The sequence below is a fragment of the Ruegeria sp. G12 genome (assembly GCF_056533565.1).
In genome coordinates, this window is sequence record NZ_JBQFOO010000011.1 from 57,349 (window position 1) to 82,086 (window position 24,738).

Annotated in this window: 33 protein-coding genes; 14 read left to right on the plus strand and 19 right to left on the minus strand. The window is 61.8% G+C overall.

The features are described 5' to 3' along the window. Positions 1 to 2: 2 nt before the first annotated feature. The gene (locus ACR0JN_RS20205) at positions 3 to 767 is read right to left on the minus strand and encodes a double zinc ribbon domain-containing protein (RefSeq protein ID WP_480888291.1); all 765 of its coding nucleotides are present in this window, start codon (positions 765 to 767) and stop codon (positions 3 to 5) included. Here ACR0JN_RS20205 and ACR0JN_RS20210 point away from each other — a divergent pair. Further along, positions 748 to 1,578, plus strand: a complete 831-nt coding sequence (locus ACR0JN_RS20210) for a methyltransferase domain-containing protein (RefSeq protein WP_480888292.1) — start codon at positions 748 to 750, stop codon at positions 1,576 to 1,578. The two genes, ACR0JN_RS20205 and ACR0JN_RS20210, sit on opposite strands and share 20 nt — an antisense overlap. 56 nt (positions 1,579 to 1,634) lie before the next feature. Next, entirely contained in the window at positions 1,635 to 2,684 is a 1,050-nt protein-coding gene (gene hemH / locus ACR0JN_RS20215) for a ferrochelatase (protein WP_480888293.1), read from the plus strand. 96 nt (positions 2,685 to 2,780) lie between these two features. On the opposite strand, the gene ACR0JN_RS20220 is transcribed toward hemH, so the two are convergent. Beyond that, on the minus strand, positions 2,781 to 2,963 hold the full coding sequence (locus ACR0JN_RS20220; RefSeq protein WP_117870963.1) for a hypothetical protein: 183 nt from the start codon (positions 2,961 to 2,963) through the stop codon (positions 2,781 to 2,783). Between the two features lie 139 nt (positions 2,964 to 3,102). Then, entirely contained in the window at positions 3,103 to 3,702 is a 600-nt protein-coding gene (locus tag ACR0JN_RS20225) for a L,D-transpeptidase (RefSeq protein ID WP_480888294.1), read from the minus strand. A 169-nt stretch (positions 3,703 to 3,871) separates the two neighbouring features. Here ACR0JN_RS20225 and dalA point away from each other — a divergent pair, with 169 nt between their 5' ends. Further along, a complete protein-coding gene (dalA, locus tag ACR0JN_RS20230; RefSeq protein ID WP_480818949.1) occupies positions 3,872 to 4,387 on the plus strand; it encodes a divisome-associated lipoprotein DalA in 516 nt (171 codons plus the stop codon). 52 nt (positions 4,388 to 4,439) lie between these two features. Here the strand turns inward: dalA and ACR0JN_RS20235 are convergent, their stop codons facing one another. The 7 genes from ACR0JN_RS20235 to ACR0JN_RS20265 form a co-directional block, all read right to left on the minus strand. After that, on the minus strand, positions 4,440 to 4,904 hold the full coding sequence (locus ACR0JN_RS20235; protein WP_480818950.1) for a PTS sugar transporter subunit IIA: 465 nt from the start codon (positions 4,902 to 4,904) through the stop codon (positions 4,440 to 4,442). Positions 4,905 to 4,964: 60 nt separating this feature from the next. Next, entirely contained in the window at positions 4,965 to 5,528 is a 564-nt protein-coding gene (gene hpf / locus ACR0JN_RS20240) for a ribosome hibernation-promoting factor, HPF/YfiA family (RefSeq protein WP_480818951.1), read from the minus strand. Between the two features lie 252 nt (positions 5,529 to 5,780). Next, the gene (lptB, locus tag ACR0JN_RS20245) at positions 5,781 to 6,539 is read right to left on the minus strand and encodes an LPS export ABC transporter ATP-binding protein (protein WP_480818952.1); all 759 of its coding nucleotides are present in this window, start codon (positions 6,537 to 6,539) and stop codon (positions 5,781 to 5,783) included. Continuing rightward, the gene (locus ACR0JN_RS20250) at positions 6,539 to 7,030 is read right to left on the minus strand and encodes an LptA/OstA family protein (RefSeq protein ID WP_480888295.1); all 492 of its coding nucleotides are present in this window, start codon (positions 7,028 to 7,030) and stop codon (positions 6,539 to 6,541) included. Before ACR0JN_RS20250 ends, lptB begins: the two co-directional genes overlap by 1 nt. 3 nt (positions 7,031 to 7,033) lie before the next feature. Continuing rightward, positions 7,034 to 7,633 carry an LPS export ABC transporter periplasmic protein LptC gene (locus ACR0JN_RS20255; protein ID WP_480888296.1) on the minus strand — a complete coding sequence of 200 codons (600 nt, stop codon included), beginning with the start codon at positions 7,631 to 7,633 and terminating at the stop codon, positions 7,034 to 7,036. A 12-nt stretch (positions 7,634 to 7,645) separates the two neighbouring features. Next, the gene (locus ACR0JN_RS20260; protein WP_480888297.1) at positions 7,646 to 8,608 is read right to left on the minus strand and encodes a KpsF/GutQ family sugar-phosphate isomerase; all 963 of its coding nucleotides are present in this window, start codon (positions 8,606 to 8,608) and stop codon (positions 7,646 to 7,648) included. After that, positions 8,605 to 9,219 (minus strand): ribonuclease D, encoded by a 615-nt coding sequence (locus ACR0JN_RS20265; protein WP_480888298.1) that lies wholly within the window; start codon positions 9,217 to 9,219, stop codon positions 8,605 to 8,607. The genes ACR0JN_RS20260 and ACR0JN_RS20265 overlap by 4 nt, the downstream gene beginning before the upstream one ends. A gap of 132 nt (positions 9,220 to 9,351) precedes the next feature. Between ACR0JN_RS20265 and ACR0JN_RS20270 the strand changes: the two genes are divergently transcribed. From ACR0JN_RS20270 to ACR0JN_RS20305, 8 genes are all read left to right on the plus strand, one after another. Further along, on the plus strand, positions 9,352 to 9,603 hold the full coding sequence (locus ACR0JN_RS20270) for a metal-sensing transcriptional repressor (RefSeq protein ID WP_480818957.1): 252 nt from the start codon (positions 9,352 to 9,354) through the stop codon (positions 9,601 to 9,603). A gap of 3 nt (positions 9,604 to 9,606) precedes the next feature. After that, complete coding sequence (locus ACR0JN_RS20275; RefSeq protein ID WP_480888299.1) at positions 9,607 to 10,827, plus strand: MFS transporter; 1,221 nt, start codon at positions 9,607 to 9,609, stop codon at positions 10,825 to 10,827. A 51-nt stretch (positions 10,828 to 10,878) separates the two neighbouring features. Beyond that, positions 10,879 to 11,307, plus strand: a complete 429-nt coding sequence (locus tag ACR0JN_RS20280; RefSeq protein WP_480818959.1) for an Lrp/AsnC family transcriptional regulator — start codon at positions 10,879 to 10,881, stop codon at positions 11,305 to 11,307. A gap of 72 nt (positions 11,308 to 11,379) precedes the next feature. Beyond that, a complete protein-coding gene (locus tag ACR0JN_RS20285; protein ID WP_480888300.1) occupies positions 11,380 to 12,075 on the plus strand; it encodes a lytic transglycosylase domain-containing protein in 696 nt (231 codons plus the stop codon). A 9-nt stretch (positions 12,076 to 12,084) separates the two neighbouring features. Further along, complete coding sequence (flhA, locus tag ACR0JN_RS20290) at positions 12,085 to 14,172, plus strand: flagellar biosynthesis protein FlhA (RefSeq protein ID WP_480888301.1); 2,088 nt, start codon at positions 12,085 to 12,087, stop codon at positions 14,170 to 14,172. After that, positions 14,169 to 14,939 (plus strand): flagellar biosynthetic protein FliR, encoded by a 771-nt coding sequence (locus tag ACR0JN_RS20295; RefSeq protein ID WP_480888302.1) that lies wholly within the window; start codon positions 14,169 to 14,171, stop codon positions 14,937 to 14,939. Before flhA ends, ACR0JN_RS20295 begins: the two co-directional genes overlap by 4 nt. After that, positions 14,939 to 16,027: a flagellar type III secretion system protein FlhB gene (flhB, locus tag ACR0JN_RS20300; RefSeq protein WP_480888303.1), complete on the plus strand. Its 1,089-nt coding sequence runs from the start codon at positions 14,939 to 14,941 to the stop codon at positions 16,025 to 16,027. The genes ACR0JN_RS20295 and flhB overlap by 1 nt, the downstream gene beginning before the upstream one ends. Then, complete coding sequence (locus tag ACR0JN_RS20305) at positions 16,024 to 16,407, plus strand: hypothetical protein (protein ID WP_480888304.1); 384 nt, start codon at positions 16,024 to 16,026, stop codon at positions 16,405 to 16,407. The genes flhB and ACR0JN_RS20305 overlap by 4 nt, the downstream gene beginning before the upstream one ends. A gap of 23 nt (positions 16,408 to 16,430) precedes the next feature. On the opposite strand, the gene ACR0JN_RS20310 is transcribed toward ACR0JN_RS20305, so the two are convergent. From ACR0JN_RS20310 to ACR0JN_RS20350, 9 genes are read right to left on the minus strand one after another with little or no spacing between them, the layout of a single operon-like run. Further along, complete coding sequence (locus tag ACR0JN_RS20310; RefSeq protein WP_480888305.1) at positions 16,431 to 16,943, minus strand: flagellar basal body-associated protein FliL; 513 nt, start codon at positions 16,941 to 16,943, stop codon at positions 16,431 to 16,433. Between the two features lie 9 nt (positions 16,944 to 16,952). After that, positions 16,953 to 17,684 (minus strand): flagellar basal body L-ring protein FlgH, encoded by a 732-nt coding sequence (flgH, locus tag ACR0JN_RS20315; protein WP_480888306.1) that lies wholly within the window; start codon positions 17,682 to 17,684, stop codon positions 16,953 to 16,955. Continuing rightward, complete coding sequence (flgA, locus tag ACR0JN_RS20320; RefSeq protein ID WP_480888307.1) at positions 17,684 to 18,100, minus strand: flagellar basal body P-ring formation chaperone FlgA; 417 nt, start codon at positions 18,098 to 18,100, stop codon at positions 17,684 to 17,686. The genes flgH and flgA overlap by 1 nt, the downstream gene beginning before the upstream one ends. After that, positions 18,100 to 18,885, minus strand: coding sequence for a flagellar basal-body rod protein FlgG (gene flgG, locus ACR0JN_RS20325; protein WP_480888308.1), 786 nt, complete (start codon positions 18,883 to 18,885; stop codon positions 18,100 to 18,102). Before flgG ends, flgA begins: the two co-directional genes overlap by 1 nt. Positions 18,886 to 18,901: 16 nt before the next feature. Continuing rightward, a complete protein-coding gene (locus ACR0JN_RS20330; RefSeq protein WP_480888309.1) occupies positions 18,902 to 19,612 on the minus strand; it encodes a flagellar hook-basal body complex protein in 711 nt (236 codons plus the stop codon). Continuing rightward, a complete protein-coding gene (locus ACR0JN_RS20335) occupies positions 19,612 to 19,884 on the minus strand; it encodes a flagellar biosynthetic protein FliQ (protein WP_480818970.1) in 273 nt (90 codons plus the stop codon). Before ACR0JN_RS20335 ends, ACR0JN_RS20330 begins: the two co-directional genes overlap by 1 nt. Before the next feature lie 4 nt (positions 19,885 to 19,888). After that, entirely contained in the window at positions 19,889 to 20,179 is a 291-nt protein-coding gene (gene fliE, locus ACR0JN_RS20340; protein ID WP_480888310.1) for a flagellar hook-basal body complex protein FliE, read from the minus strand. Between the two features lie 12 nt (positions 20,180 to 20,191). Next, the gene (flgC, locus tag ACR0JN_RS20345; protein ID WP_480888311.1) at positions 20,192 to 20,578 is read right to left on the minus strand and encodes a flagellar basal body rod protein FlgC; all 387 of its coding nucleotides are present in this window, start codon (positions 20,576 to 20,578) and stop codon (positions 20,192 to 20,194) included. Further along, positions 20,578 to 20,961 (minus strand): FlgB family protein, encoded by a 384-nt coding sequence (locus ACR0JN_RS20350; protein WP_480888367.1) that lies wholly within the window; start codon positions 20,959 to 20,961, stop codon positions 20,578 to 20,580. The genes flgC and ACR0JN_RS20350 overlap by 1 nt, the downstream gene beginning before the upstream one ends. Before the next feature lie 88 nt (positions 20,962 to 21,049). Here ACR0JN_RS20350 and ACR0JN_RS20355 point away from each other — a divergent pair, with 88 nt between their 5' ends. From ACR0JN_RS20355 to ACR0JN_RS20365, 3 genes are all read left to right on the plus strand, one after another. Then, positions 21,050 to 22,426, plus strand: coding sequence for a FliI/YscN family ATPase (locus ACR0JN_RS20355; RefSeq protein WP_480888312.1), 1,377 nt, complete (start codon positions 21,050 to 21,052; stop codon positions 22,424 to 22,426). Positions 22,427 to 22,484: 58 nt separating this feature from the next. Beyond that, complete coding sequence (locus tag ACR0JN_RS20360; protein ID WP_480888313.1) at positions 22,485 to 23,324, plus strand: flagellar motor protein MotB; 840 nt, start codon at positions 22,485 to 22,487, stop codon at positions 23,322 to 23,324. A 91-nt stretch (positions 23,325 to 23,415) separates the two neighbouring features. Further along, complete coding sequence (locus ACR0JN_RS20365) at positions 23,416 to 24,711, plus strand: flagellar hook protein FlgE (protein WP_480888314.1); 1,296 nt, start codon at positions 23,416 to 23,418, stop codon at positions 24,709 to 24,711. The last annotated feature ends 27 nt before the right edge of the window (positions 24,712 to 24,738 follow it).

Consider the following 24,738-nt stretch of genomic DNA (forward strand, 5'->3'; position numbering starts at 1 on the left):
AATTAGGCATCCTTGGCAACGCGTGCCAGTACCAACACGAAAATATGATTTGCTCCCGCATCGGCACAGGCCCGCGCACAGGCGGCCAAGGTCGCGCCCGAGGTCATGACGTCGTCCACCAGCAGAACATCCCGCCCCTGCAGCTTGTGTATCCGTTTGGGATGGGGGTGGATCACCCCCGCCAGCGTCTGCGCGCGCTCGGTCGCCGTTTTGCCATCCAGCACGGGCGTGCGCGCCCGGCGTATCAGCAGGTCTGGACAGACCTGCAACCCAGTTTCACGGCCCAGATGGTGCGCCAGCAAAGCCGATTGATTGTACCGTCGCTTGATAAGCCGCGACCAATGCAGCGGCACCGGGGCGATCAGCATGTCGGGCCGAATCAACTCACGCCCCGCCTGCGCCATCCAGCGTGCGGCGGGGCGGGCCAGTTCGGGGCGATCTGCGTGTTTCAGGGCCAGAACCAGCGATCTGGCACGCCCTTTGTACAGCAGCGCCGCACGCCCGTCGCACCAGGGTCGTGGGGTCGTCAGGCAGTCGTCACACTCGATCCGGTGGCCGTCCGCCTCGCCGGGCAGGGGCATGCCGCAACTGTCGCACACGGTGCCCCCAATGAAGGGCGTGTCGCGCCAGCAGGAACCGCACAGCCCAAAGTCAGAGTCGGTCAGGTCCCCGCAGCCTAAGCATCTGGGCGGATAGATCAGTTCGACGGCGCTTTGAACGCGCTGCCAAATGCGGTAGTTGCGGCCTATGAAACTGCCTGAACCCACTGCACCATCTCTGTTTGACCGCGCGACCCTGACCCGCCGCCGCACCCGCGCGACGGATGAGACCCTGTTCCTGCACCGCGCCGCTGTTGACGAGGTGCAGGATCGTCTGTCGTTGGTTAACAGACCCTTTACAGCGCCCGCGATTGTGACCCCCTTTCCGCAAATCTGGCAAGGTGTGCTGCAGGATGCCGTCATTGCGGCGGATGAGGACACGCTGCCCCTGACCGAAGGCGCTCATGATCTGGTGATCCACGCGATGGCGCTGCACTGGGCCAATGATCCGGTGGGCCAGTTGATTCAATGCCGACGGGCCTTGAAACCGGATGGTCTGATGCTCGCCGTCTGTCTGGGCGGCGAGACCCTGCACCAGTTGCGCGCAGCACTGGGTCAGGCCGAGATCGAGGTCACGGGCGGCCTGAGCCCCCGCATCGCGCCGATGGGCGAGCTGCGCGATCTGGGCGGCCTTTTGCAACGCGCCGGGCTGACCCTGCCCGTGGCGGATGCCATCCCGCTGACGGCGGAATATCGCGATCTCGTCCATCTGATGCACGATCTGCGCGCCATGGCGGAAACCAATGTCCTGTCCAATCGTCTCAGAACACCGACCCGCCGAGGCGTGTTCGACCGCGCCCAGCAAATCTACAGCGATCACTTCGCCACGCCCGAGGGGAGGCTGCCTGCCACCTTCGAGTTGATCTGCCTGACCGGCTGGTCCCCCGATGACAGCCAGCCGAAACCGCTGCGCCCCGGATCAGCCCGGATGCGCCTGGCCGAAGCCCTTGGCACGGATGAGGGCAAACTGCCCGATTGACGACCGGGCATTTCCCGTTATCTCAGGCCGGAACAACCAAAATCAGGACCGCCCACATGTTTGACGCCACCCGCCCAGCGCATGCGCCCGCCGATCACCCCAAGGTCAAAATGGGGCGCGTCGGTATTCTGCTGGCCAATCTGGGCACACCGGATGATTACTCTTACTGGCCGATGCGGCGCTATCTGAACGAGTTCCTCTCGGATCAACGCGTGATCGACTATCCGAAATGGAAATGGCAGCCGATCCTGCAAGGCATCATCCTGTCGAAACGCCCCTTCAGTTCGGGCGAGGCCTACAAGTCGATCTGGAATCACGACAAGGGCGAAAGCCCGCTGATGACGATCACCAAGGATCAGACCGCGAAGCTGCGCGACGCAATGCAGGCGCGTTATGGCGACCGGGTGATGGTCGATTTCTGCATGCGCTACGGCAACCCCTCGACCAAATCCAAGGTACGGCAGATGGTGGCCGAAGGCTGCGACCGCCTGCTGTTCTTTCCGCTCTACCCCCAATATGCCGGCGCCACCACCGCCACCGCCAACGACCAGTTCTTTCGCGCGCTGATGGAGGAAACCTGGCAACCCGCGACCCGCACGGTTCCGGCCTATTTCGATGAACCCGCCTATATCGACGCGCTGGCCGGTTCGGTGGAAAACGCCTATGCGGCGATGGAGACGAAGCCGGACATCCTTGTCTGCTCGTACCACGGCATGCCCGAGCGCTATCTGCAGCAGGGCGATCCCTATCACTGCCAATGCGCGAAAACGACCCGGTTGCTGAAGGATCGCTTGGGTTGGTCGGACAACCAGCTTGTCTCAACCTTCCAGTCCCGCTTTGGCCCCGAGGAATGGCTGAAACCCTATACCGTCGATCACGTGGCTGATCTGGCGCGGCAGGGGAAAAAGAACATTGCCGTGATCGCCCCGGCCTTTTCCGCCGATTGCATCGAGACGCTGGAAGAGATCAACGAAGAGATCAAGGAAAGCTTTGAAGAGGCAGGCGGAGAGAGCTTTACCTACATTCCCTGTCTGAATGACGATGATTCGCACATCGCCGCACTGGGTAAGGTAATCGAGGATAATCTGCGCGGCTGGCTGGACTAAGGCGTTCTGTGTTTCAGCTGCGCAACTCTGTCAATCAGGCGTGAAAAAAGGCGGTGGAAAACTCCACCGCCTTTTTCCTGGATAAATCTCGTCGAATTAGCTTGCTGCGACGGCTGCGGCCACAACGACCAGCAGGATCAGCGGCAGCAGGATGCCCTGCGAGGAACCCTGAGTTTCTTCAACAACAACAGGTGCCTCAACAACCGGCTCTTCCAGGTTGCCCGCATAAGCGGTCGAAGCAGCAGCGGTCAGTGCAGCGGCGAGAACGAGTTTTTTCATATTAACCTCCAGAATCTGCGCAGTTCCAATAACCGGAACCACACACCTAAGACTTACCTCGTGACTTTTTCTAAGCAGCAATGCGGCGAGATTGCAATTGCAACTTCGCCGCTAAGCGGGTTCGTGCGCGAAAATGTCGTCATATTAGCAACACTTGCGTGCCGACCTTCGCCATAGAAAACAGCTCGGCGATGTCGTCGTTGAACAGGCCGATGCAGCCATTTGACGACCGCCGCCCGATTTTGCGCGTATCGTGGGTGCCGTGGATGCGATAATACTTCCAGCTCAGATACAAAGCGTGCGTTCCCAACGGGTTATCGGGACCCGGTGGGATATAATCCGGCCATTCCGGGTTTCGTTTCTTCATCGACGGCGTCGGCGACCAGCTTGGCCCTTCGACCTTACGGATGACGCTGGTGCGTCCGCGGCGGGTCATTTCCTCGGTCAGAGGCACCGAAGACGGGTAGAGTTTGTAGATTGTTTGGTCATCTGACCAATAATGCAGCGCCCGCGAGACGGTATCGACCAGAATGGCCCCGTTATTGGTGTTCGAGAAGTAGGGCCGCCAGTCCTGCGCGCGGAAGCCCGACACATTGCGGCGTACGGGTGGTTCCGGCTCGGGCGCGGGGCGCAGGGGGTCGCCCGGAATGTACTGTGCAATCGCGGGCGAGGCCAGCATGGCCGACGCACCGGCCAGAAATCCGCGGCGGGTCGACGGAGGAATGCGTTTCTTGACCATGACAACCGGTCCTTTGCTATGGCGAACTGAAAAATCTAAGGCATATTATTGCCAGAATGCTTCAGTCGCAAATCAAACCGGCAGAATCACGCGGTCTGTGGCCATTGTGCGTTTGCTCAGAACCGTCAGGCACGCTATGCCCGGTTGCGATACAATAATCAGGTCGATCATGACGCGTCTCGTTTCTTTACTGTTTGCCTGCCTTGTCGCGCTTGCGGCATGTACCGATACCCGGCCCACGTCACTGGGGGCCGATGGCCGCCCGTTGCCGACGGTCTACAAAATTCGCGGCAACCCGGAAAAGCTGCAGTTCCGTATGCTTGATTCGGTCAACGCGCTGCGGCAGGCGCAGGGTTTACAGCCGGTACAACTGAATTCGCAGCTAAATGCGGCGGCGGCGACGCATTCCAAGGACATGGCCCGGCAAAACCGCCCCTGGCATTTCGGGTCGGACGGGTCTTCGCCGATCGACCGCGCCGCGCGGGTGGGATATTTCGGCACTTTCCTGGGCGAGGCGATCTCGGAAACCTACGAGACCGAAACCGAAACCTTGGCCGCCTGGATGCAGGAACCGGGGCCTCGCGCCATCATTCTGGACCCCAAGGCTACGCAGATGGGCTTTGCCTGGCATCAGGAAGGCGGCGGGAAAATTTGGTGGACGCTGGAAATGGGAACCGGCGGTTGATCCGCCAAAGTTCACCAAAGTTCAAAGCCCCCGCTTTTCGGGGGCTTTTTTGTTAGGCTGCCTGCATTGACTGCGCTTCGGTCAGAATCGCATAGAGCTTGACCGGATCGGGGTTCGCGCGCAGCTTCGAGCACACCGTCGTGTCGCGCAGGGTCCGCGACACCAGCGCCAGCGCTTTCAGGTGGTCCACACCCGCCTCTTCCGGTGCAAACAAGGCAAAAGCGATGTCCACGGGCTGGCGATCAACCGATCCGAAATCAATCGGCTTTTCCAGCATCACAAAAACGCCCGAGACCGCCTCGATCTCGGTCAACCGCGCATGTGGCAGGGCAACGCCGTGGCCAACGCCGGTCGGCCCCAAGCTTTCGCGTTCCAGCAGGCTGTCGACCGCAGATTGCGACTCCAGACCCAAGGTCGCCGCCGCCACTTCGCCGATTTCCTGAAACAGCCGCTTCTTGCTGGAAGCGGCGGACAAAACGCGCACTGCCTCGGGCTTGAGTATGCTCGAAAGCTCCATCATCTTGCTCCGTGACGACGCCCCGGCACTGGCCGGGACCCGCCTTGTTATCCTTGCCTGTTACGGATCAATCCATCCAATATTACCGTCTTCCCGACGATAAACGACATTCAACCCGTCTTTGTTTTCATTTCGGAACACCAGCACCGGCGCACCGGCAAGTTCCATTTGCATCACGGCTTCACCGACGCTGAGTGATGGGATCTTCGTTTCCATCTCAGCCACAATCATGGGCTGCAGCGATTCGGGTTCGTCTGCCGTGTCCGATTCGTCAGAGGCGAGGATATACGAGGACGCCCCGAAAAGTTCAACCGGCTCGGACCGATCCTTGTGGTGGTCCTTCAGGCGGCGCTTGTATCGCCGCAGTTGTGTTTCCATCTTGTCGCAGCATCCCTCGAACGCCGCATAAATCTCGACCGCGTGGGCCTTGGCTTGTGCCGTCAGGCCGGTGGAAAGATGCACGGTGGTTTCGCATACATATTCATGCGCTGAACGGGAAAAGACGACATTGGCATCGGTCGGTCGCTGGGCATACTTGCCCACGACCTCGCCCAGCTCGGTCTGCACGTGGGTCTGCAGGGCCGCGCCGATGTCGATCTGTTTTCCGCTGATTTGGTAACGCATGTGATCTCCTTCACAATTCACACCCATTCTGACGCTGCGTCGCGCAACGTGCCTGTTTTTATCGGGTGGGGGATATTGGCGTGATCTGCGGTTGCCCCTGACCCGGCCCTTCGAAGAAGGGACATCGAGATCCAGACTGGAACCGAAGAATTGCCATGACCCAATTGAGGCAAGAGACGACGGAAGAGTCAATCAAAACAGGTGTGTATATACGCGATTTCCGCCATGACGCAGGCGCAATTCCGCGCAACCCTATGAAATACGGAAGTTTTCACCCAGATAAACCCGGCGCACGTTTTCGTTTTCGACCACTTCATCCGGTGTTCCGGACATCAGAACCTGCCCGTCATGCAGGATGTAAGCCCGGTCAACAATCTCCAGCGTTTCCCGGACGTTGTGATCGGTTATCAAAACGCCGATGCCGCGCTTTTTCAGATCGGCCACCAGATGGCGAATATCGCCCACGCTGATCGGATCAACCCCGGCAAAAGGTTCGTCCAGCAACAGGTATTTCGGGTCCGCAGCCAGACAGCGCGCGATTTCCACACGTCTCCGCTCACCTCCCGACAACGCCAGCGCGGGGGCACGGCGCAGATGCTCGATCGAGAAATCCGACAGCAGTTCTTCCAGCCGCTCTTTACGGCGGTGAACGTGGCTTACCGTGATGTCCAGAACGGCCGAGATGTTGTCTTCGACGCTCATGCCGCGAAAGATCGACATTTCCTGCGGCAGATAGCCGATGCCAAGCCGTGCGCGGCGGTACATCGGCAGCGTCGTGACCGTCTGCCCGTCGATTGTGACACTGCCCGCCTCGGGGAAGACCAGACCGGCCACCGAATAGAAGGTCGTGGTCTTGCCCGATCCGTTCGGCCCCAGCAGGGCCACCACTTCGGACCGGTTCAGCGTCATCGACACATCGCGGATCACCGTCTTTTTCTTGTAAGACTTCCGCAGCTTCTCGATCCGGAGACCCGAGTTGCCTTCGGCGACGGACAGAGCGGGGCGTGCCATCAGTTGTTGCCCTGCTGCAGGATCGTCTTAACCCGACCTGTCATTGTCGCGGTGCCGGTTGTCAGGTTGGCGTTCAGCTGATCGCCGCTGATGACGCTGGGACCTTGGGTCAGCAGCACGTTGCCCCGCATCACGATCACACCGGAATCGATGGTGTATTCGGCCCAGTCGCCCTCGGCCGCGTCCGGCGGGCTGACCAGAACCACGTCCTCGGTCGCCTCCATCCGTTCGATGGCCGAGCGTTCCTGATTGTAAATCACCAGCACCCGCGCAGCCGTCAGGCGCATTTCGCCCTGCACGACCAACACGTTGCCGACAAATTCAGCGGACCCGTCTTCCTGATTCACGTTCAGCGTGTCCGACGTCACCTCGACCGGCAGGCTGGGATCTGCCTTGGCCGATCCAAACGCGACCTGCGCTTCCTGCGCGTTTGCAGAAACGGAACCCGCTGTCAGGGCGATACACAAAAGGACACATCGAAAATCGAACACGGGTTATCTTTCTGCTTTTGCTGGCTCATATACCAGCTTCACACCATCTGTAAAAAGAATATGGACCGGGCCATCCTTTTTTTCCGTACCAAAGGTCATACGCCCGGCAGAGAAATTGCCGATCACCCCAGTGCCCTGCACCTGGCCCGGCGTGTCGCCACGGATTTCCTCGAGCGAGGTGTTCAGCAAATCGGTCGTCACCTGAATGCCATCGGTGGTGGTGATGACCACATCGCCCACAAAGGTCGCCGTTCCCTTGTCTGGCCGGATCAGTCCCGAGTTCGAATCCAGCGTAATCACCCCGCCGTTAAGCAGACCGAACCGCCCCCGGAACTCGGACGCCGTGGGGATCGACCCGCTGGCGCCCTGGGTCGCCTGCGCAGCCTCGATCCTTACATCTTCGCCCTTGCGCGTGGTACCGCGATAGTTGGGCTGGGTCACCACCTGTTCGGCCAGACGCTCATCTATATCCTTCTGCGTGAAGGGCACCGAGACGTTGGTTTCGATGCTGCGCGACAGAAGGAAGACGGTGGACAACAGAAAAATGGCGGCCAGAGGCAACACCACTTTTAGAAACTGCACCCATCGGGAATGGCGGTCCACCGGCGTGCCCCCTCAGCCCAATCCGACGCGCAGGCAGTCGTGAATATGAAGCAGCCCCTGCGCAGGGCCCTGTGTTTCAGGGTCGACGACGAAGAGCGAGGTGATCTTGCGGTCATTCATGATCGCAACCGCCTCTTCCGCCATGGCATTGGGCGCGATGGTCAGAGGGTTTTCGGTCATCACCTCATCGGTGCGTTTTTCCAGCAGGCCATCCATGTTCCGGCGCAGGTCCCCATCGGTCACGATGCCCAGCAGGCGGCCCGTTTCATCGGTGACGCCGACGACCCCAAAGCTTTTCTGGCTCATGACCAGCAGCGCCTCGCTCATCGGGGTGCCTGCGGGGACCAGAGGCAAGTCCTGATGCATCAGGTCACGCACGGTGGACAGCTGCGCCCCCAGCTTACCGCCGGGGTGGTAGGCACGGAAATCCTCGGGCTTGAAGTTGCGATGTTTCATCAGCGCAATCGCCAGCGCATCCCCCATCGCCAGCGTCAGCGTGGTCGAGATCGAGGGCACCATGCCAAACCCGCAGGCTTCGCCAAGCGACGGGATCAACAAATGCACGTCGGCCTGTTTCATCAACGTGCTTTCCGGCTTGCTGGACAGACCGATCAGCGGGATGCCAAAGCGCCGGGTAAAGGCCAGCAGGTTGATCAGTTCCGGCGCCTCGCCCGAGTTCGAAATCGCAAGAACCACATCGCCCTTGGACACCATGCCCAGATCGCCATGGCTGGCCTCGGCCGGGTGCACGAAATAGGCGGGCGTGCCGGTGCTGGCCAGCGTCGCCGCGATCTTGTGGCCGATATGGCCTGATTTGCCGATACCGCTGATGATGATGCGGCCCGTGGCCTGCAGGATCAGTTGTACGGCCTCGGCAAAATGCTCGTCCAGCCCCTCGGCCAGCAAATCCAGCGCGCGGGCTTCATCCGTGACGACTTGTCGGGCGGTTTTCAGGAATGCTTCGGTATCGGTCATGAGTGCGCAAATATATCCGTTTCGGGCCAACCGGCGAGGTCCAGCTTCGCACGCATCGGCAGGAAATCAAAACAGGCCTGCGCCATCTCGGTGCGGCCTTCGCGGGCCAGCCGTAAGTCCAGAGCGTCGCGCAGGCGGTGCAGGTACAGTACGTCCGAGGCCGCGTATTCCAGTTGCGCGTCGGTCAGGGTGTCCGCGCCCCAATCGCTCATCTGCTGCTGCTTCGAGATATCGACGCCGATCAGTTCCTGACACAGGTTCTTCAACCCATGCCGGTCGGTATAGGTGCGCACCAGCCGGCTGGCGATCTTGGTGCAATAGACGGGTGCCGCCAGCGCGCCAAAGGTATGATACATCGCGGCAATGTCGAACCGGCCAAAATGGAACAGCTTCAGTACATCCGGGTTCTCCAGCATGGCGCAGAGGTTCGGGGCCTCGGTCTGCCCCTTTTCCACCTGCACGATATGGCTGTTGCCATCGCCGCCCGACATCTGGATCACACACAGGCGGTCCCGATGCGGGTTCAGCCCCATGGTTTCGCAATCAATGGCCACAACCGGGCCCAGGTCCAGCCCGTCCGGCAGGTCGTTTTTATACAGATGGTTCGCCACGGATTTGTCCTTTGTGCGGTCTCGACCCCGAGATAGGGGGTTTGCCCGCCAAACTCAACGCTCTGTCTGTGGCACTGCAGCGCAGGGGTGGTCGACTTGACATTATCCCCATGGTGGGGATAAGGATATATCATGAGCGACCACACCCACGAATCCCACCCTCAGATCACCGCGCGGCTGAAACGCGCGCATGGCCATCTGGCCAAAGTCATCGCCATGCTCGAGGATCAAGCCCCCTGCCCGGACATCGCCCAGCAGCTTTTCGCTGTGGAAAAGGCGATCACCAACGCCAAACGCGTTCTGATCCACGACCACATCGACCATTGTCTGTCGTCGGACGGGGCAGGCGTCGACGATTTCAAGACCATCACCAAGTACCTGTAAGCGATGCTTAGCGTTCTGCAGAACCGAACCTACCGCCATTTGCTGGCGGCGCAGGTGGTTGCGCTGACCGGGACGGGGCTGGCCACGATTGCCCTGGGGCTGCTGGCCTTTGATCTGGCCGGGGATGCGGCGGGGATGGTGCTGGGCACGGCGCTGACCATCAAGATGGTGGCCTATGTCGGCGTTGCGCCGCTGGCGGCGGCCATTGCCGAACAGGTCGACCGGCGCAGGATGCTGGTGGTGCTGGACATTGTGCGCGCCGCCGTGGCGCTGTGTCTGCCCTTCGTGACCGAGATCTGGCAAGTCTATGTGCTGATCTTCGTGCTGCAATCCGCCTCGGCGGGGTTCACGCCTGCGTTTCAAGCCACGATCCCGGATGTTCTGACGGATGAGCATGACTATACCCGCGCTCTGTCCCTGTCGCGGCTGGCTTATGATCTGGAAAGCCTGCTCAGTCCGATGCTGGCGGCGGCTTTGCTGGTGTTTGTCAGCTTCGACACGCTGTTTCTGGGAACCGGCCTTGGCTTCCTCGCCTCGGCGGTTCTGGTCGTGTCTGTCACATTGCCATCGCCCAAGGCGACCGCGCGGAGGGGGGTCTATGACCGCACAACGCGCGGCCTTCGCATCTATCTGTCCACAACGCGCCTGCGCGGGCTGCTTGCGCTTTACTGGTCTGCTGCAGCGCTCAGCGCGATGGTGATCGTCAATACCGTGGTCCTCGTCCGCGCCAATCTGGGCCTGCCCGAAAGCGCCGTGGCTATTGCGCTGGCCGGGTTTGGCGGCGGATCGATGGCGGCGGCCTTTGCCCTGCCGCCGCTGCTGGACCGGGTCGAAGATCGCCGGGTCATGCTGGCCGGGGCGACCATGGGAACCGCAACGATGGCCACCGCCGCGCTTCTGAGCGGCATTACCCCCTTGTCCCTGCCCCTGCTGACCGCACTCTGGGCCTGCGCGGGCTTTGGCTATGCGATGACTGTGACGCCATCGGGCCGCCTGCTGACCCGCTCGGCCCGGCCCGAGGATCGCCCGGCGGTATTTGCCGCCCAGTTCACGCTGTCGCATGCCTGCTGGCTGCTGCTCTACCCGCTGGCCGGATGGCTGATGACCCGGTTCAGCGCAACCGTGGCGCTGGCAGGCATGACAAGCGCTGCGGTTCTGGGGCTGGTGGCCGCGCTGGCGCTCTGGCCCCGGTCAGAGACGGCGCAGGCCGCGCACAAGCCTTGAGCCCCGGCGCCCATCTGCCTTACACCAGAGCGACCCCGTGCCGGAGACCTCATGGACCAGCTTGACCGCCGCATCATCGCCGCCCTGCAACACAACGCCCGCGAGTCGACAACGAAAATCGCCGCAAAACTGGGCGTGGCCCGGACCACGGTGCATGAACGCATCAAACGGATGGAAGACCGCGGCCTGATCGCAGGCTACAAGGTCATTCTCAACAGTTCCGAAGATGTCCCAAAGGTTCAGGTCGTGGTCCTGCTGGAGGTGCAGCAAAAGGAAACCACCCGCATCATCAAGCGGCTGGAAACCTACCCCGAGGTCAAACGCTGCCTGTCGATCAATGGTGAGTTTGACCTGCTTCTGTCCGCCGAGGCCCCCCGGATCGAGGATCTGGACATTCTGGTCGACGATCTGGCCAAAATCCCCGGCGTGCTGCGCACCAATACCAGCGTGGTTTTTGGTCGGCGGATTGACCGGAGATAAGCGGCGCTAACCCTCTGTAAACCCATAACTGGCTAGCTTGGCCCGGATTGATCAGAATCCCGGACCGGCAGAATGCCCTATCGCAAGACCGTTTTTGTTTCCCTGATGCTTGTGCTTGCCGCGCAGGCGGTCATTGCCCTGCCCGATGCGCGAACCGGCGACATATGCGATCACGCAGCCCGCCGCGCCGCCGCGCGCGAGGGGGTGCCGCTGGACGTGCTGCGCGCAATCTCGCGGGTGGAAACCGGGCGGGCGCAGAATGGTCGCCTGACGCCCTGGCCCTGGACCATCAATGTCGAAGGGCAGGGCTATTGGTTCAAATCCGAGATCGAAGCCAAATCCTATGTGTTCCGGATTTTCAAGGCGGGGAAGCGCAGTTTCGATATCGGCTGCTTTCAGATCAATTACCGCTGGCACGGCAAGGCGTTCCGTTCCATCGACGCCATGTTCGACCCTGAGGAAAACGCCACATACGCCGCCCGCTTCCTGAGCGATCTGTATGCCGAGCTTGGCTCATGGCCCGCGGCCGCCGGTGCCTATCACTCGCGCACCGACAGCCTTGCGCAGGCCTATAAAGGCCGGTTCCAAACGGTGCTGGCGCAATTGGACGGCACCCCCTCCCGCCAAACCGCATCCGCGCCGCGCGATCCTTTTGTCGGTGCCGCAGCCCCTTTGATCCCGCTGCAAACCGCGCACCCCCGGGGCGGGTCGCTGGGGTCCCTGATGCCCGCCGCCGGAACCGCCACCGCCTTCATCGCCATCAACTAGGAGCTTACCGTGCCCAAGATCGACGCCCGGTCCCTGTTTTCGCCCACCGTTCTGCTGGCGCTGGCGCTGATGACTGTCATCGTGATGATGATCCTACCGATGCCCGCCTGGGTGCTGGATGTGGGGCTTGCGGCCTCCTTCGCGCTGGCAATCCTGATCTTCACCCTGACCCTGTTCATCGAACGGCCGCTGGATTTCTCGTCCTTTCCGACGATCCTGCTGGCCTCGCTGATGCTGCGGCTGTCGCTGAACGTGTCTTCGACCAAGCTGATCATAGGTCAGGGCCATACCGGGCCCAGCGCCGCCGGGGACGTGATCGAGGGCTTTGCCAGTTTCGTCATGGGCGGCAGCATCTTTCTGGGCCTCGTGGTGTTTGGCGTACTGCTGATCGTCAACTTCATGGTGATCACCAAAGGCGCCGCCCGCATGGCCGAGGTCGGCGCGCGCTTCGCGCTGGACGGGATGCCCGGCAAACAGCTGGCGATCGACAGCGACATGTCCGCCGGGGCCATCGACCACCAACAGGCCAAGGAACGGCGCGAGCGTGAACAGCAGGAGACCACTTTTTTCGGCTCGCTCGACGGTGCGTCGAAGTTTGTCAAAGGGGATGCGGTTGCCGGGCTGCTGATCACCCTGCTGAACCTTGTGATGGGTCTGGTCATGGGCGTGATCGTGCATGGCATGCCGGTTGCGTCCGCGTTTGAGACCTATGCGATTCTAACCGTGGGCGACGGGCTGGTGTCGCAGATTCCGGCAGTGATCATCTCAATCGCCTCGGCCCTCTTACTGGCGCGGGGCGGCACGCAAGGTGCAACCGACAGCGCAATCTTCTCGCAACTCGGACGGCATCCGGCGGCGCTGGGCACGGTGGCGCTGCTGATGGTGCTGTTCGCATTGGTGCCCGGCCTGCCGTTTCTGCCCTTTATCCTGGGGGCGGGTGTTCTGGGCTATGCCGCCTACAAAGTGCACCAAAGCCAAAAAACGGCCCAGGCTGAGGCGCTGAAACCCGAGGCCCAGACCGACGCACCCGTCTCTCAGGCCATCGGCGACATCCTCGACCTTGACGATGTGCATCTGGAGTTTGCTCCCGATCTGGTCAGCATGGTGCTGAACCCAGGCACCGGTCTGGACGCCCGAATCGCCAATATGCGCACCTATGTCGCTTCGAGCTTTGGCCTGATCCTGCCCGAGATCCGCCTGACCGACCGCGCCGACCTGCCCACCGGAACTTATGTGATCAAGGTGCAGGGCGTCGAACAGGCGCGTGGCGTTCTGAACCCCGATCTTGTGCTGGCGCTGGTGCAGGACGGCGCAGACCTTCTGCCCGATGGCAATGACGTCACCGAACCCGTCTACGGCGCGCCCGCCCGGTGGATTCTGCCCAAGGATCAGGAAGAGGCCACTCTGAACGGAGCGACCATCGTCTCACCGCCGGAAATCCTTGCGACCCATCTGCTTGAGATCATCAAACAGAATTTCTCGCGCCTGCTGACCCTGAAATCCCTGCGCCGCCTGTTGTCGGAAATGACCCGGCTCAGCGATCCGGTCCGGGCCGAGGCGAACCGCAAGCTGCTGGACGAGTTGATCCCCGACAAGGTTCCCATCGACACTTTGCACGCCGTGCTGCGCCTGTTGCTGGACGAACGTGTCTCGATCCGCAACATGGCCCTGATCCTTGAAAGCGTGGCCGAGGCGCGGCTGACCACCACCCAGCCCGAAGGCATCTGCGAACTGGTCCGGCAGCGCCTGGGCTTTCAACTGGTTGCCGACATGAAACGCGACGATGGGTCGATCCCCCTGATCCAGCTTGCGCCCGAGTGGGAGGATACGTTTGCCACCTACCAGATTGACACCCAGACCGCCGGGGGCGATGTGGCCCTGCCGCCGAACCTGTTCAATAAGCTGGCGGATGGCGTGGTCGAAAGCGTCAGCCGATCAGCTGATCACGGGCTGTTCCCGGCGGTCGTCACCTCGACCCGCCGCCGCCGCATGCTGCGCTCCATCATGCAGGCGCGCGGCGTTGCAAACCCGGTCCTGTCCTTCGAGGAAATCGGGCTCGAGGCACGGCCGGCCCTTGTTGGAACGGTCCCCGCATGATCGCCCTGCCGCCCGAGCTTTTGGCCCAACTGGGCGCAGGGCTCTGGCACGCCTTCGCCGTGTTTCTGAGGGTGTCGGCGCTGGTATCCCTGCTGCCTGCCTTTGGGGAACGCAGCATCCCGGTGCAGGTTAAACTGGGAATTGCCGTGGCCTTTACCCTGATCGTGGTCCCGGCGATTTCTCCCCCTGCGTTCGCGCCCGGATTGCTGCCGATGGTGCGGCTGGTCGGAACCGAAGTCCTGATCGGGATGGCCCTTGGCATGGGGTTGCGGCTGTTTGTTCTCGCGCTGCAAACGGCGGGGTCCATCGCTGCGCAATCGACATCGCTTTCCCAGATTCTGGGCGGCGCGGCGGTCGATCCGGTTCCGGCCATGGGGTATCTACTGACGATCGCAGGTCTGGCGCTGGCCGCGCTGATGGGGCTGCATATCCGCGCGGCGCAATTCCTGATCCATAGCTATTCCCTGTTTCCTATGGGGCTGGCCCCGGCAGCGGCGGATCTGTCGCAATGGGGTGTGCAGCGGATTTCCTACAGTTTCGGGCTGGCCTTCGCGCTTGCGATGCCGTTGGTGATCGCCTCGTTGATCTATAATCTGGCGCTGGGGGTGATCAACCGGGCCATGCCGCAGCTGATGGTGGCTTTTGTCGGGGCCCCGGCGATCACCTTTGCAGGCCTGTTTCTGCTGTTTGCCGGTGCGCCGCTGATCCTGTCGGTCTGGTCGGACGCCCTGTTTGCCTTCTTCCTGAACCCGACTGGAGGCCGATGATGAGCGCCGCGGATGACGACAGCGACAAATCCTTTGAGCCGACCCCGCAGAAACTGCAGAAAGCCCGCGAAAAGGGTGAGGTCGCCAAATCCAACGACCTGTCCGCCGTGGCCACCTATTCCGGCCTTCTGATCGCCCTGCTTGCTGCCGGAGGCTATGTGGCGGATCGCCTCGGCACCCTGTTCGTTGTTCTGATCGACCAGTCCGATGCGATTGCCCAACTGGTGTCTTCTGGGCCGGCCGCCGCGCCGGTCGCCGGTATGCTGACCGGAGCCCTCGTGCCCGTGGCCCTTCTGTTTGCTCTGCCGATGGCCGCCGTTTTGCTGAACCTGATCGCCCAGCGCGCCCTGATCTTTGCGCCCAGCAAGCTGAAACCGAAGCTGTCGCGCATCTCCCTCGTGTCCAACGCCAAGAACAAGTTCGGGCGCGGCGGCCTGTTCGAGTTTGCCAAAAGCTTCTTCAAGCTGGTGTTCTACGGCACCTGCCTTGCGCTGTTTCTGAACGCCAACCTGACCGAAATCCTGTCGGCCAGCGCTGCCCCTGCCGGGTCATCCATTCTGTTGATGATGAATCTACTGTTTCGCTTTCTCTTCATCGTGATCACCGTCGCACTGGCTATCGGCGTGGTCGATTACCTGTGGCAACAAGCCGAGCACATGCGCAAGAACCGGATGTCGCGCAAGGAAATTCAGGATGAAACCAAAGATGCCGAGGGCGATCCGCATGTGAAACAGCAGCGTCGGCAACGCGCGCAGGACATTGCCACCAATCAGATGATGGCCGATGTGCCGAAGGCGGATGTGGTAATCGTGAACCCGACCCATTATGCGGTTGCTCTGAAATGGTCGCGGGCAGCCGGGACCGCCCCGGTCTGCGTTGCCAAGGGTGTGGACGAAGTGGCGGCGGCGATCCGGTCCGCGGCCGCAGAGGCTGCCGTTCCGCTCCATTCCGATCCCCCGACCGCACGGGCGCTGCACGCAACGGTCGAGATCGCGCAGGAGGTGCCCGAAAACCTCTACCGCCCGGTCGCTGCAGCCATACGGTTCGCCGAAGCGATGCAAAAACGGGTCAAAGGACAAATCCGATGAACCGAACCAGACTGCTAAATCTCGCGATGGCGACCGAGGCTGTGTTTCAGCAAAAACACCAGGCCCTGCGCCCGGTGCTCGAGGCCGAAGCCAAACTGCGGCAGAATCTGGCCCGGCTGGACACGCAGGTTCAAATGGCACGCACCGACAGTGCCGGGGCCGAGGGCTATCGGGTGACGGGCACGGATATCCTTTGGAACGGATGGGAAGCCGCGACGCGCCGACACCTAACCACCGATCTGGCCCGATTGCGGGCCCGCAAGATCGAGGCGCTTGCGGAACTGCGGCACGCATTTGGTCGCAAACAGGCCGTCGAGGGCCTGCTGGAGGCGCAAAAGCAAGACCTCCGGCGCGCGCAGGTCAAGAAGCAGACAGGGTGACGGCGTGATCGGGACGGGGGGGATCAGGTGTCCTGACGATTGATGCTCATGATAAGCACCTGAGACACGTCATCGCCCAGATCCTTATGCGCCACCTCAAACAGGCTTTTGCGCAGGACATCCAGATTACCGGATTGGGTGAAGGCCCCGTCAAACCCGCCGGTATTTGCATGGTCAAAGAGAACCTGAAGGAAGCTGTCGCGCAGTTTGGGTTCGATGGCATAGAACCTCTCGGTCACCGCCGGTTTCACCGCCAGACTCAGCGACATCGTGACCATGGCCGAAATCTGATCGTCCTCGACCACCGGGATGATGAACTGCTTGGTCAGCTTCAGGTATTCGTATTCTCCCTTGCCGTCCTTTTTGTCCTTGGATTTTGGCCCGGCGCTGGCCTTTTTGTCTTTGGCCTTCTTGGGTTGCTCCTTCGCCCCAGCCACATCCTCGGGCATGTCCGCAGGGGCCAGGAAAACTCCGGCGCCCACGCCCATTCCCAGTCCGGTGCACAAAAACACGAAAGGCAGCACGATCTTCAACATTTCAGCACCTCAGAAGGGCAAAAGGGAATCGAGGATCTGCTGGCCGTATCGCGGCTGCTGCACATCCGTGATCTGCCCGCGCCCGCCATAAGACACCCGTGCCGACGCAATCTTGTCATAGGTAATCTCGTTCTGGCGCGAGATATCCTGCGGGCGGACATATCCCGCAACCAGCAGTTCCCTCAGTTCGAAATTGACCCGCAGCTCCTGCGAGCCGGAAATCGACAGAACCCCGTTCGGCAATACGTCCAGAACGGTCGCCGCCACGCGCAGGGTCAGTTTCTCATTGCGCCGGACCGAGCCGCGCCCCGAGGTTGACGCGTCCGATTCGACCGAGACTGCCTCGTCGAGCGACGCGCCATCTGGCAGCTTGTCCTGAACCCGCTGCGGCAGGCCAAGCAGGCTGGGAACCTCAAGGCTTTCAGAGGCGGACCGGGACCGGTTGGTGTTGTTCGATATCTCGGCCTTCTCATCCAGTTCGATCACGACCGTCAGGATATCGCCCTTCTTGATCGCTCGCTGATCCCCCAGCAGGGATTGTTGGCCGCCGCTCCAAAGCGACGATCCGTCAACGGTGCGCTGCGATTGGGTATGCAGGGGCAGCCCTGGCCATAGCATCGCAACCTGCTCGGGCGACTGGTCGTTTGGCGTCAGGCTGGGCGGTTTTCCAAGGTGATCAAACCGGCCACAGGCGGATACGGCCAAGACGGCTAACAGCAGGGTTTTTGGTAGTCTTGGCATCAGTTTACCTCGATCTTTCCGTCGGGCCGAATGCGCCCGGTGACAGTTGTGCGCGAGGACAGATTCATGACACGAATTCTGTCCCCGGCGGCACCGCGCCCCAAAGCCCGGCCATCGGTGGTGATGGACAGGGGCTGGCGATTGAAAACGAGCAGAACCAGATCGTTGCGGTCCACGATGGCAGGCGCCCCCACATCTGCATCGCGGATGGGGCGACCGGGATACAGCGCCACGCGCGCCTCCTGTCCGATCAGCAGATCCGGCTGGGCGACGGCACCCGGAAAATCCCCGGGCTTGGTTTCCAGATCAGCGGCCGAGATGACCTCTTTCGCGCGGATCGTCCGGGTTGGCACCACGATGTCAGCAAAGACTATCGCGGGAGCCAACAAAGCCAGGATCAATACCGTCAACCGCATCAGCGCACCTGTGTCGTTGCGCTCATCATCTGGTCGACGGCCGAGATGACGCGGGCGTTCATTTCATATCCCCGCTGCGCCTCGATCAGTTCAGTGACTTCGCGCACGGCATCGACCGAGCTGTCTTCGAGATAGCCCTGCCGCAGCGTTCCCAACCCATCTTCACCCGGTACGCTCGGAACCGGCGCGCCGGAGGCTTCGGTTTCCTTGAACAGGTTGCTGCCAATCGCCTCGAGCCCCTTGGCGTTCGAGAAACTGGCCAGTGTAAACTCGCCCAGCAACTGCCCTTCTGGCGTGTCATCGAAATAGGCATAGACCTCGCCTTCGGCATTGATCGAAATGGAGCGCGCGTCGTCGGGGATGGTGATCTCGGGCGCGACCGCGAAGCCGTCCGAGGTGACGATCAGCCCCTCTGCCGACCGTTTCAGGCTGCCATCCCGGGTGAAGGCCGACTGGCCGCTGGGCAGCGTCACTTCCAGATAACCCCGGCCTTCGATGGCGACATCCAGATCGCTGCCGGTAGCTGAGAGCCCGCCCTGCGCCAGTTGCACCGTCACGGCGGAGGGGCGAACGCCAAGCCCCAGTTGAATACCGGTGGGCAGCACGGTCCCGTCCGAGGCGTTCACCGTCCCGGCCCGCGCCATCTGCTGGTAGTGCAGATCGGCAAATTCGGCCCGGCGCGCGTTGTAACCGGTGGTGTTCATGTTGGCGAGGTTGTTCGAAATGGTTTCGACCCGCATCTGCTGCGCGGTCATGCCCGTCGCTGCGATCTTCAATGCACGCATGTGAAATTCTCCTGTTTCAGCGCATCAGCGCTTTGAAGGCGGCCCGCACCCGCTCGTCTTCGGTTTCAAGGAAGCTCTGGCCCAGCTCATAGGCGCGCTGAATTTCGATCAGCCGCGACACCTGCCCGATGGTGTTGACGTTCGAGCCTTCCAGAAAGCGGTGCACGACGACGGGGTCCGGAACCGGTTCAACATCGCCCTGGGGCCGAAACCGTGTATTCCCTTCGCGCATCAGATCCCCTGGTTCGGCAACGCGGTAGACGCCGATCTGGCCCAGCGCCTGCCCGTTCACGCTGAGCGTGCCGTCACTGCCAACATCAATTGACGCGGCGTCGGGCGGGATGAACACCGGGGCACCATTGCTGTCGAGCACGCGCGCGCCGTCCATCGCCACTAGATCGCCCTGCGCGTTGGGTGTGAAACTGCCCGCACGCGTCAGACTGTTGCCGTCCGGGGTTTCGACCATGAAGAACCCGTCGCCTTCGATGGCAAAGTCGAACTGGCCTCCGGTCTCGGTCAGCACACCTTGCTGCATCGAGGTGTTGCGCACCTCAGCCCGACTCATGGACAGGGAGGGCGTGTTCGGCATGTCCTGAATGAACTCGGAAAACACCAGCCCCTGCTGGCGGTATCCGGTGGTACTGGCATTTGCGATGTTGTTCGCCACCAGCCGCATTTCATTCATCAGCCCGGATTGACGGGACAGGGTGGTATAGGCGGTGTCCATCAACGGCCTCCTGCGATGAGCGGAACCAGTGTTCCGGTGAAAAACGTAACGAGGGTCTGGGTCATGAAGCCCATCGAAATCCAGAACACGATCACGATGGCGATCAGCTTGGGCACGAAGGTCAGCGTCATCTCCTGCACCGAGGTCAGCGCCTGAAACAGGCCCACGATCAGGCCCGAGATCAGTGCCACCGCCAGAATCGGGACCGAGGTGATCACCGCGACCCACAGCGCCTGGCGCACGATGTCGTAGAACAGACCTTCGCTGAGCATCAAATCAGACCGGCATCCGCAGGATTTCCTGATAGGCCTCGACCACCTTGTTACGTACGATCACGGCGGTTTCCACTGCCAGCTCCGTCTGCGCCAGCGCCTGCACCAGCGCGTGCGGATCGGCCTGACCGGTCATCGCGGTCTGGGCCATCTGCTCGCTGTGTTTCAGCGTGGCGGCGAAATCCTGAAACGTTGACCGCAGCCCCTGCGCCATCCCGGCGTGGTCGGGGTTGGCCTGGGTGGCCGGGCGCGCAACCGCGTAGTTCTGCGCGGCGGTGAGTGATCGGATATCCATTCTGGCTGTCCTTTATTTGCGAAGTAAATCCATCAGCGACGACGACATCTGCCGGGTCTGGTCGAACATTTTGAGGTTGGCCTCGTAACTGCGCTGGGCCTCGCGCGCGTCGGCGATCTCGATCATCAGATCGACATTCGAGCCGAGATAGTGCCCGCTTTCATCTGCCATCGGATGGCTCGGGTCGTGGATGCGCGACAGTTCGCGCCGGTCAAGCTGCACGCGGCCAGCTTCGACCACGGCTTTGCCATCCTTCTGGACCGTCTCAAACGGCACGGTCTTGCGCCGGTATCCGGGCGTATCGGCGTTCGAGATATTCTCGGACACATGGCGCAAACGGGCCGCCTGCGCGCGCAAGGCACTGGCCGAGGCGGTTAGTGAATGGGAAAAATCGCTCATCACCCGCGACCCAGGCTGGTGCGCAGAATGCCGATGGACGAGCGGTAGATGGCCAGAGCGCGGTCATGCTGACGTTTGACATCGACCGCTTTCAGCATCTCCTCTTCCAGCGAGACGCCATTGCCGTTGGGGTCCCCCGACGCGGCTGCGGCCTGTTCCGCCCAGCGCGCGGCACTATCGCCGTTCAGATGCCCCTGGCGGGTGGCGGTCATCCCGGTTGCAGGGCCTGCGTTTTCAAAAGCGGTTTGGAAGGGTTCGAGATCGCGGGGCTGATAGCCCGGCGTATCCGCATTGGCCATGTTACGCGCAATCACAGCCTGCCGTTGACCGGCATGGGTTGCCATAGCGTACGCTGTTTTAAAGACGTTCAGGTCATAGAACATCGGGGCTTCTCCCTCGATCAATTTCAATCAAGGCTTAACTCCGATTCCTTTAGAAAGCGTTTTCAGAAACTCAGTTGGAGAATCCAAGATGTCCGATCTCGACCCGATGCGTCTGAAATGCGAATTCGACCGGTTGTCCGCAGCCCGGCATGTCGGGCTCGTGTCCGGCGTCGCCCATGGGGTGATTGAGGTGGGCGGTCTGACCGAACAAGCACGAATCGGTGATCTGCTGTCGCTGCAGCGCCGTTCGGGGCCCGATCTGGCGGGTGAGGTGCTGCATGTGGGCGCCGATCACATCCATATGCTGCCCGGGGCCGCGCCCGACGGGGTCAGCCTTGGTGATCGTGTGACCCTGACCCCAACGCCCGGTTTCGCGCCTGGAATGCACTGGCTGAGCCGGGTGATCGACCCGTTCGGGCAGCCACTGGACGGCAAACCCTTGCTGGGCGGGGTGCAGGACCGGGACATCATGCAGCCCCCGCCGCCCGCGGTTCAGCGCAAAGCTCTGGGCATGCGCAGTCCGACCGGGCTTTCCGTGCTGAACACAATGCTGCCGATTGTTCGCGGACAGCGAGTGGGGCTGTTTGCCGGTTCGGGCGTCGGCAAATCCACCCTGCTGGCGACTCTGGCTCGGTCGATGCAGGCCGACGCCGTTGTGGTCGCCCTGATTGGCGAACGCGGGCGCGAGGTGAACGAGTTCGTGACCCACGCCATCGGGCCAGAGGCGATGAAACGCTCGGTCGTCGTGGCCGCGACGTCGGATCAGTCGGCGCTGGCACGCAGGCGCTGCGCGTGGTCGGCTATGTCCGTGGCAGAATACCTGCGCGATCAGGGGCTGAACGTGTTGTTTCTGGCCGATTCGGTCACGCGTTTTGCCGAGGCGCATCGGGAAATCGCCGTGGCGATGGGTGAATCGCCGTCGCTGAGGGGGTTTCCACCCTCGGTCACGCCGCTGATCGCCAATCTATGCGAACGGGCCGGACCCGGAACCCAGGATCAGGGCGATATAACGGCGGTGTTCAGCGTGCTGGTCGCCGGATCGGACATGGATGAACCTGTCGCCGACATTCTGCGCGGGGTTCTGGACGGGCATATTGTGCTTAGCCGCGAGATTGCCGAACGCGGCCGGTTCCCGGCCATCGACCTCAGCCGCTCGGTTTCGCGCAGCCTGCCTGGGGCCGCGACCGAGACTGAAAACCAGATGATTGCCGAGGCGCGCAAGCTGGTGGGCAGCTACGAACAATCCGAAGTGATGATCAAGGCCGGGCTATACTCCGAAGGCGCGGACCCTCTGCTGGATCAGGCCGTGCGCGTGCACGAGGAACTGGACAGTTTCTTCGGCAAACCGGACGCCGAAGGGATCGAAAACAGCTTCAATCGCCTGTCCCTGATCCTGCGCCGCGCCTCGGCTGGGCTGGGCTGGGCCGCCGCGCTAGGCAAAAGTCGCGACAGTTTTAAGTGTTAAGCCTGCATTAAGGCCCCCGCTGCTACGCCTGTAATCGGGTGATAAAAAGGTGGTGGAGATGGGTGCGCAAACCAATGCGGCGCCAATCATCATCAAGAAGAAGCGTGTGTCAGGGGGCGATGGCCACCATGGCGGCGCGTGGAAGGTCGCATATGCCGACTTTGTCACGGCCATGATGGCCTTCTTCATGTTGATGTGGCTGCTGAACGCAACGACGGAAAAACAACGCAAGGGTCTGGCGGACTACTTTTCGCCGACGATACCGCTGAGCCCAAGCTCCGGCGGCGGCGATGGCGCTTTTGGCGGCGACAGCATGTTCTCGGAGGACGTGATGGTCAAGAACGGCACCGGTGCCATCAGCCGTTACCCGACCGAGGCCGAACGCGCCCGCGGAGCGACCGGTGTGGCACCGAAGGACGGCGGCATCGGGGCGGCGGACGATTTTGAAACGCTTCAGGCCGAACTGCTGGGCCGCACCGGGGAAAGCGAGGTTTCTGACAAGATCCTAAAACACATCGTCACCCGCGTCACCGACGAAGGGCTGGTGGTCGAACTGTTCGACACCGACGAACAGCCGCTGTTCGAATCGGGGTCGGACAAACCAACACCGATGATGCGCGCGCTGGCTTTGTTCGTGGCCCGCGCCTCGGATCTGGTGACAAATTCGGTGTCGGTCGAAGGGCATGTCAGCGCGTCGCCGGTCGTTCTAGCCCGCAACCCGGCCTGGGATTTGTCCACCGACCGCGCGCGGGTCGTGCGCCGGTTGTTGCAGGAGAAGGGCGTTGCCGCAAAGCGGTTCGACCGCGTCACCGGCCATGCCGACCGCGACCTGTCCAGCCCGAACCCGATGGATGTGCGCAACAACAGGATCGAAGTCATTTTCCTGCGCAACCCGTGAAGAGTAGAACGCATTTTACCTGTTAGCGCGCTGTTAAGAGGCAGTGCGCTAGCTGTTGCATCAACGATTGACGCAACAGAAGGGCGTGCCGATGACAATTTCCTCTTCGCTGAATGCCGGTGTGGCGGCGTTGAAGGCCAATGCCAATAGGCTGGCCACAATCTCGGACAACATCGCGAACTCCTCGACATTCGGCTATAAACGGGTCGAGACTGACTTTCATTCGATGGTTACCTCGGGCCAAGGCGGCAGCTATTCGGCGGGGGGTGTCCGCACAACCAGCCAGCGTCTGATCGACCAGCGCGGGTCGCTTGTGACCACCAACAACTCCACCGATCTGGCCGTGCGCGGGCGCGGGATGCTGCCGGTGCGCCCAAGCTCGCAAATCGCGGGCGGTTCGAACGAGATGCTGCTGACCACCACCGGCTCGTTCCGCACCAATGATGAGGGGTATCTGGTCACCGAATCCGGCCTTGTCCTGTTAGGCTGGCGCGCGGCAGCCGACGGGTCCATCCCCGCCGTGCCGCGCGACACCCCGGCCGCGTTGGAGCCCATTCAGCTAAGCGTCAATCAACTGTCCGGCGCGCCCACCACACAGATGAACCTGCGGATGAACCTGCCCGCAACCGCAACCGATGCAGGGGCACCCGGCGATACGCAGCCGCTCTCGGTCGAGTATTTCGACAATCTGGGCAAGTCCGAAAGTGTCGATATCGAACTGGTTCCGACCGTGCCCGCCACCGGGTCCAGCAATGAATGGACCATGACCCTGCGCGATTCGGCCTCGGGCGGCGCGGTGATCGGGGAATACACGCTGACCTTCACTGACAGTCGAACCGCCGGGGGCACTCTGGCCAGCGTCACCCCGGTGTCCGGCGGGGCCTATGATCCGGCAACCGGCAGTGTCGTGGTCAACGTCGCTGGCGGCCCGATGGAGGTGAATATCGGCATGATCGGCGACGCGGATGGAATCACGCAACTGTCCGACACCTTTGCGCCGGTGTCGATCACCCGCGACGGGTCCGCCGTGGGCACTATGACCAGCGTGCAGGTGGATGAAAACGGATATGTCTACGCCTTTTATGATACCGGCATCAGCCGCCGCATGTTCCAGATTCCGCTGGCGGATGTGCCAAATCCCAACGGCCTGACCGCGCTCGACAGCCAGACCTATGCGCCGTCACGGGAAAGCGGCACGTTCTTCCTGTGGAACGCAGGCGAAGGCCCGACCGGAGACCTGATTTCATTCGCGCGCGAGGAATCGACCACGGATGTCGCGACCGAACTGACCTCGCTGATCCAGACGCAGCGGGCCTATTCGTCCAGCGCCACGGTGATCCAGACCGTGGATGAGATGTTGCAGGAAACCACGAATATCAAACGGTAATCCGGATTCTGAACGCGGGAAAGGAGC